The organism is Klebsiella sp. KE9456, from assembly GCF_043832615.1.
In the GTDB taxonomy this organism is placed as follows: domain Bacteria; phylum Pseudomonadota; class Gammaproteobacteria; order Enterobacterales; family Enterobacteriaceae; genus Klebsiella; species Klebsiella indica.
Genome location: NZ_JBDYQK010000060.1, coordinates 1 through 1,102, shown reverse-complemented (window position 1 = coordinate 1,102; position 1,102 = coordinate 1). Strand labels below are relative to the sequence as shown.

Annotated in this window: 1 protein-coding gene; it reads right to left on the bottom strand. The window is 44.5% G+C overall.

The annotated features are described in order from the left end of the window. Positions 1 to 17: 17 nt before the first annotated feature. Positions 18 to 1,043, bottom strand: coding sequence for an IS630 family transposase (locus tag ABK821_RS25255; protein WP_395034209.1), 1,026 nt, complete (start codon positions 1,041 to 1,043; stop codon positions 18 to 20). Positions 1,044 to 1,102 lie beyond the last annotated feature (59 nt).

Below are 1,102 nucleotides of genomic sequence, written 5' to 3'. Positions count from 1 at the left end.
TATATACCCAATAAACCTCAAGACACAGATTTGAGCACCTGAAAATTATCGTTAATTCGGGACGTCAGAGAACCCGCTATCTCCGGTAACGTATGGCTGAAAAATTCAGATATTGCATCCCTGAACTCCCTGCTGTTGCTGAAGTAGCGGTTATTCCGGGCATGTTCGTTCATTAATTTCCACATTCGTTCTATTGGATTCAGGTTTGGACTGTACGGCGGGAGATAATGGAGTTTTATATTCACCACTTCCGCCCAGTCTTTCACTAAAAGTGAACGGTGATAACCAGCACCATCCAGAATAACATGCACTTTCTGGTGATAATCCGGATAAATTTTACGTATCTCATTGAAAAAACGAGATACGTTGTATTCATTTATGGTTTTATATTCACAGATTAATGGGTGCTCCGGGGCCTTCAGATTCAGCGCCCCCATGATATTCAGCCGTGTACGACTGCCTGTTGTTTTTACCGCTTTTCTCTGGCCTTTACGTATCCAGCCATAACCTATTTTGGTGGCCTGAGTCGGATGGACAGCATCAATAAAAAGAACCGGTTCATCACCCGCGGTGGCTTTGAGTTCTTCATAATATTCAATGAATTGCTTTTGTTTCTCTTCACTGAATTTATGCGGGACGCCTGACGGTTTTTTGTAAGTGAAACCGTTCCGGTGCAGCCACTTATTCATTCCCGGAATACTGAAAACGATGTTCCATGTCTGTGCGACAAACGCGACGATATCACGGGTATGGTAAAATAAATTATCGGATAACTGGCTGATTAAAAAGGCCGTTTGTTCAGCGCTGAGTTTGCTGTCTGAGCCTCCATTTTCGGGCTTCAGCTTGCCTTTGTTCAGAAACTCGCTGATATGGTGGTCAACAGTAGTCTGATGCAGGCGCAAAGCCTGAGCTATCATGGATGAACTCCAGCCTTCGGAGGCCAGAAGGATAGCTTTAATACGATCCCGGACTCGCCCGTCACGACTGGAGTCATGAAGACGCTCAAGTTCCGCTTTTTGTTGGTCAGTGATGAAGATTTTCATGGGGACAGCATGATCTCCTGTTACTGAAAAATCAAGCATCTTCAATGATCACGGGTATA

Coding starts and splice junctions, on each gene's coding strand:
- ABK821_RS25255 (WP_395034209.1), bottom strand. CDS start 1,043: ATGAAAATCTTCATCACTGACCAACAAAAAGCGGAACTTGAGCGTCTT.